This window comes from Mycobacterium sp. (genome assembly GCF_019247615.1).
In the GTDB taxonomy this organism is placed as follows: domain Bacteria; phylum Actinomycetota; class Actinomycetes; order Mycobacteriales; family Mycobacteriaceae; genus Mycobacterium.
Genome location: NZ_JAFBAT010000001.1, coordinates 1 through 5,846 on the forward strand (window position 1 = coordinate 1; position 5,846 = coordinate 5,846).

Here is a 5,846-nt window from a genome sequence, read left to right on the forward strand (position 1 = left end):
CTCGCGCCGGCCTCGGCGAAGCCGCGGGTGCGCGAGCGCCTGCTGAGCATGATGAAGACGGCGCTGACGGCAACGGCCGGGAAGCTCGAGCAGCTGCTGGCCGACGGCACGTGTAACCCGCCCTGATATTGACCGGGTGGAGGAAAGGTGATTGCACGCAACGAACCCGTGGGTCCGCGACAGCTGCGCGCGGTGCCCGACAGTGGTTTCAATGACGGCTATCCCGACTGGGAGGCCGTGTACGTCGACAATGCCGGCTGGGTGTATCGCACGCTGTTCGCGCGAGTGGGCAATCGGGCCGACGCCGAGGACCTCACCACCGAGGTCTTCCTCGCCGCGCTGCGCCCGCTGCGCCTGACCGCGAGCGTGGGCGAGGTGCGCGCATACCTGCGGGCCACGGCCCGGACGGTGCTGGCGGCGCACTGGCGCGAAACCATGGGTCGAGAGATAACCTCGATCGACGATGTCGAACAACCCCCCGATAGCGAGGAGGCGATCAGCACCGCACCCCGGCGGGTCGCCCAGGTTCTCGACAGCTTGCCGGACCGCTACCGCCAGATCTTGGAAATGCGTTTCTTACAAGGGAATTCGATCAAGGAGTCCGCTGCCGAACTCGGGATTAGCGTTGCCAACGCGAAAGTGCTCCAGCACCGCGCTCTGCGATTGGCGGCACAGGTCAACGAGGGAGGCCAACAATGAATGCGCGGGGTTTGCGGCGCTACGTCGATGACCTGTTGCGGGGTCGGCGGCCGAAGCCGTTTGTGGCCGACGACTTCGAGGCGGTACAGATCCGCACGGCGATCGAGCTGAGGGCGGCCCGGACGGGACCGGATGCGGACGGCAGTCCCCGCCCCGAATTTCTGACCGACCTTCACCGCCGCCTCGCCGAGCAGATGAACGGCGCACCGGCGGAGCCGGCACCGAAGCAAAGCACCACGCGCCGCCAGGTCATCGTCGGCACGTCGGCCGCCGCGGCCGCCGCGGCCGCCGCGGTCACCATCGACCGGGCTCTCATAGGCAGCCCCGCCGACGGCCCCGCCGCGGGTGTTGCGGCGGGGGAACTCACGCCCAACGACGGAAGCTGGCAGCGCGTGGCGGCCAGCTCGGAGGTGCCCGACGGGAGGATGCATCCGTTCGACCTGGGTTCGGTCACCGGATTTGTGCGTCGCGTCGACGGTAAACCGCAGGCCGTTTCCGGGGTGTGTACCCATCAGGGGTGCCGGCTGTGGTTCGACGCTCCCGACGACACGCTGCGCTGTCCCTGTCATACGACGTCGTTCTCGCCCAGCGGGCAGGTGCTCACCCACCAGTTGCCCATTTCGCCAAAGCCCTTGCCCGCATTGATGGTTCGCGAGGTCAACGGGGTGATCGAGGTGTTCGCCCCGCCGCGTCACGACGTGTAACCCGCCGCCATATCTCTTGGCATGGAAATCGCCAAGCTTCGAAAACATGTGGTCGCGGCGTCGGCCGTCGCCGTGCTGCTGGCCGGATGCGCGTCTTCGCGGCCCGACGCGCAGCCATCCGTTACCTTCGGATCGAATGGCGGCGGCACGCCCGGAATGCCGGGCATGAGCGGGATGCCCGCGATGCCGGGTTCATCGTCGGGCGCGGCGTCAGCCACCGGGTCGCCGGCTGCGGTCGCAGGCGACCAGGTCGGCATCGACAACTTCGCCTTCGCTCCCGCCACCTTGACCGTCAAGGTCGGCACCACCGTCACGTGGACCAACCACGACGAGGAACCGCATACGGTGGCCGCGAGCGACGGCTCGTTCCATTCGCCCGGGATGGGAACGGGCGCCACGTTTTCGCACACCTTCTCCACGCCGGGGAAATTCGACTACGTCTGCACCATTCACCCGATGATGCACGGCACCGTGGTGGTGACGGGATGACCCGCGCCGGCGACGATGCAGTGCGAAGCGATGGGGAGAGCGGCGCATGACGCGGGAACCGAACACGATGAGTCGCCGCCAGCTGATCCGTCACACGGCGTGGTTCGGAGCGGCGGTCGGATTCGCCGTGGTTGGTGGCGAGGTCATCTCGCATGTCGCCGGCTCCGCTGCGGCCGAGCGCTCGAACGCCCGGCCCACGCTGCGGTTCGCCCAGGTCAGCGACAGCCACATCGGCTTCAGCGGTGCGCCCAACCCCGACGTCGCGGGAACCTTCGGCCACGCCATCGAGCAGGTCAATGGTCTGGGCTACGCGCCGGATTTCGTCATCCACACCGGCGACCTCACGCATCTGTCTACGCCCGACCAGTTCGACCAGGTCAAGCAGATGATGACCGGTTTCCGTACGCCACATGTGTTCACGGTTCCCGGTGAACACGACTCGGTTGACGATGCCGGGCAGAAGTACCGGAGTGTGTTCGGGGCCGGGACTCGCGGCGACGGCTGGTACAGCTTCGACATCGCCGGGGTGCATGTGATCGCGTTGGTGAACACCCTGAATCTCAAGAAGCTGGGCCATCTGGGCGTCGACCAGTTGGAGTTCGTGAAACAGGACGTCGCCGGCTTGTCGAGCGACACACCCATCATCGTTTTCAGCCACATCCCGTTGTTCGCGATGTACCCCGACTGGGGATGGGGCACCGACGACGCGACGCAAGCACTGAGCTACCTGAGCCGCTTCTCCTCCGTCACCTGCCTCAACGGCCATGTGCACCAGCTGTTTTCCAAGACCGAAGGCAACGTGACCTTCTACAGCGGCACGACCACCGCCTATCCGCTTCCTCATCCGGGCGATGGCCCGGCACCCAAGCCCGTCACGCTGCCGGCCGGCAAGCTACATGACGCCCTGGGCATTCGCGAGGTCAGTTACACCAAGGGGCAGGCTGCCCTGGCATTGAAAGAGACGGCGCTGCAATGAGAATATTGTTTCGATTGGGCTTGGCAGCTTCCCTGGCTGTCAGCGCCCTCAGCCACGCATATCTGTATATCCATGGCTACCAACATATTCCAATGATCGGCGCTGCCTTCCTGGTACAGGCCAGCGTCTCGTTTTCGTTGGCCCTGCTGATCGTCGCGGGCGGTCCCCGGTGGCTCGAATGGGGCGCCGCGGCGGTGGCCGGTGGATCTCTGGTGGCCTTCGTGCTGTCGAGGACCGTTGGGCTGTTTGGCTTTTCCGAGCGCGGGTGGGAGCCGGCGCCCCATGCGGCCATCACCGTGGTTGCCGAGGTGCTGTGCGTGCTGCTGTGGGCGGCACCCATTGTGGTTCGGCGGCCTTTGCCGAAGCGCTTGGTCGTTGCGCCGTAAATAGCTTGGCGATGCCGCGCTCAGGTATCGAATTCGATGGTCCCGACACCGCCGGGGCTGTACGAGACGTAGATCGGTATGCCGTTGGGATCGGCGGTACCGATGGGGCCGACGAGGCCGGTGCCCTGGCCGGAGAAGGGAATGACCCCGCTATTGAAATTGTTCGTGCTCGGCACGACGATCGGCAGCGCCGTACCCGTCACCGTCTGTGAATACAGCAAAGTGCCACCCTGGCTGGTGTAGACGGAGATAACATCTCCCGCCGGCACGTATTCCGGTCCACCCGGTGCCGGCTGTATCGGGTTGGGGACAATGTTGGTCGGGATGGCTCCGTGCACCCCACCGGAGTCGATATACGCACCCGAAGCAGTTTCGGCCAGTGTTTGTCCACCGCCAGTGACCGCTACATACGGATTGGTAATCGGCGCTCCGGAAAGCGAAGCGTACGAAGGGAGCGGATTGGAACCGAACTCCATGACACCCGCGGGGTTGTTCAGGAGCACGCCCCTTCCGAGGACGCCCGGCAAAGCCTGCGGGGTGCTGCTGTTGAAACCCTGGCCAAAACCAGCTGTATTAGCACCCACCCCCAAAATGGGGTCTGCATTCGAGGGCGAAACGTTGGTCGTAACACCGTTAACCGTAACGGTTTCGCTGGTGACCACACCTACGGTCGTCGGCGCGGTGATTATTCCATTTCCGAAATTCACCGATGCGGCATACGTATTGTAGGTAATGGTCGAGCCTTGCACGCTGTTGCCGTAATTGGAAACAAGCCCAATGGCGGTGGGCGCGCCGAGGTTTGCCCCAGCAACATCTTGCGGCGGGACGACGAGGCCGGTGGATCCGGTATCGACCAGGACAGGCACAAACTGTCCGCCACCTATGGAGATTTCCACTACTTCCCGGGTACCGATCGCATACATCGGGATGGTGGGTTGAGGGCCGGCGGCGCCAGCGGCGCCGGGATGGCCCCACAGCGAGCCACCGAGACCGCCCCGCCCACCGGCACCCAGAACCCCCCCGGTCCCGCCCGTGCCGCCGTTGCCCACCAGCAGCCCGCCCCGCCCTCCGGCACCCCCCGCCGCAAGCTCCCCGCCGGTCCCGCCCCGCCCACCGGTGCCGAACAAGAGCGCGCCGCCGCCCGCGCCACCCACACCGAGCGGACCGCCCGTCCCACCGGCCCCGCCATTGCCATTCAGCAACCCGCCGCGGCCCCCGACACCGCCGCGTGCGCCCCACCCGCCTCCACCGCCGGTGCCCCCAGCGCCGATCAACCCCGCCGAACCGCCAGCGCCGCCGGGAACTCCGGTGGCGGTGCTCGTCCCACCGCTACCGCCACGGCCGATCAACATCCCACCCGCCCCGCCGGGCGTCCCGATCCCTTGGGCATTGGTCGTGCCGTTTGTTCCTGCTCCGATCAGCGGACGCCTGAGCAGCAGGTTCGTGGGCTCGTTAACCGCACCGACCAGGGCCTGCCGGAGCGGCGCAGTCTGCTGCTCAAAAGGGCTCAGCAGGGTCTGCGCGGCATTAGCGGCCTCGGCGCTCAGATAGGCAGCCGCACCGGCGTTAAGGGCCCGCACATACTGGGCGTGAAATGACGCGCTCTGAGCGCTGGCTGCCTGAAATGCCGATGCGTGCCTGGAAAACACCGTCGCAATGGCGGCCGACACCTCATCAGCACCGGCGGCCAGCACCCTCGTCGTCGGGATGGACGCGGCCGCGTTGGCCGCCCTGATGGTTGACCCGATGCTCGCGACGCGTGTTGCTGCGTCGGTCATCATTTCAGGTGCCGCGATGACGAACGACATGGAACACCTCCGGTTACTTGTGTAGCCGAGCTGCCCCCGCGTTCAGCGATAAACGGATGGTAGGCGCGGCGGCGGCGGATTTCACGTTTTCGCCCACGCCACGCCTATGTGAATGCCACTGTGGTCGAAAGCCCCGCGGCCCCGCCATCGCGTCTAGAAATGCGCAGTCGGTGTTAGCTGGACTGGCCGTCACTACCCGCGCCGGCGGTGGATCCGCTGAATCCGCCGGCACCGGTGCCTCCGCTCGCGGCGGGGCCGGCGGGGAAGACGGGCCAGTCGGTGCCGCCGGCGCCTCCGTTGCCGGCTATGGCGCCAGGGGGGAGACCGCCCCCGGTGCCGCCGGCGCCTCCCGCGGCGCCCGCGCCGCCGGCGCCTCCAGGGACGGCAGCGCCGGCGAGGGACCCAGCACCGCCGCCCCCACCACCGCCGGTGCCGGCGCCAGCCGCGGGGCTACCCGCGCCGCCGGCCCCGCCGATGGCATCGCCGCCAGCTCCGCCGGTGGCATCACCGCCGGCTCCGCCGGCGCCGCCGGCACTTCCGCCGCCTCCGGCGCCTCCGCCGCCTCCAGCGCCGCCCCAGCTTTCGTTGCCGGCGAGGTTGGAGGCGACTGCGCCTCCTCCTCCGCCTCCGCCGGCGCCGCCGATCCCGCCGGCGGGACCGGAAGCACCGGAGCCGGCACCGCCGCCTCCCGCAAATCCGCCGGAGCCGATGACGCCTCCGCCAAAGAGGGAGGCGGCACCTCCGTCTCCGCCGGCACCGCCGGCGCTGGCGGCGCCACCCGCTA

The 5,846-nt window shown here is 67.7% G+C and carries 6 protein-coding genes and 1 pseudogene; 6 read left to right on the plus strand and 1 reads right to left on the minus strand.

The window, feature by feature from the left end; all coding sequences use genetic code 11:
• Positions 1-147: 147 nt before the first annotated feature.
• Genes JO059_RS00005 through JO059_RS00025 form a run of 5 tightly spaced genes read left to right on the plus strand, consistent with a single transcriptional unit; the run spans position 148 to position 3,254 of the window.
• Positions 148-699, plus strand: coding sequence for a sigma-70 family RNA polymerase sigma factor (locus tag JO059_RS00005; protein WP_293313518.1), 552 nt, complete (start codon positions 148-150; stop codon positions 697-699).
• Positions 696-1,403: a Rieske (2Fe-2S) protein gene (locus JO059_RS00010; RefSeq protein WP_293313520.1), complete on the plus strand. Its 708-nt coding sequence runs from the start codon at positions 696-698 to the stop codon at positions 1,401-1,403. Before JO059_RS00005 ends, JO059_RS00010 begins: the two co-directional genes overlap by 4 nt.
• Positions 1,404-1,424: 21 nt before the next feature.
• A complete protein-coding gene (locus JO059_RS00015) occupies positions 1,425-1,892 on the plus strand; it encodes a cupredoxin family copper-binding protein (protein WP_293313522.1) in 468 nt (155 codons plus the stop codon).
• A 46-nt stretch (positions 1,893-1,938) separates the two neighbouring features.
• Positions 1,939-2,868: a metallophosphoesterase gene (locus JO059_RS00020; protein WP_293313524.1), complete on the plus strand. Its 930-nt coding sequence runs from the start codon at positions 1,939-1,941 to the stop codon at positions 2,866-2,868.
• Complete coding sequence (locus JO059_RS00025; protein ID WP_293313526.1) at positions 2,865-3,254, plus strand: hypothetical protein; 390 nt, start codon at positions 2,865-2,867, stop codon at positions 3,252-3,254. Before JO059_RS00020 ends, JO059_RS00025 begins: the two co-directional genes overlap by 4 nt.
• 20 nt (positions 3,255-3,274) lie before the next feature.
• On the opposite strand, the gene JO059_RS00030 is transcribed toward JO059_RS00025, so the two are convergent.
• On the minus strand, positions 3,275-5,062 hold the full coding sequence (locus tag JO059_RS00030; protein ID WP_366516136.1) for a PecA family PE domain-processing aspartic protease: 1,788 nt from the start codon (positions 5,060-5,062) through the stop codon (positions 3,275-3,277).
• Positions 5,063-5,232: 170 nt separating this feature from the next.
• On the opposite strand from JO059_RS00030, the pseudogene JO059_RS00035 reads away from it, so the two are divergent.
• A pseudogene (locus JO059_RS00035) lies at positions 5,233-5,846 on the plus strand (hypothetical protein); the annotation flags it as partial.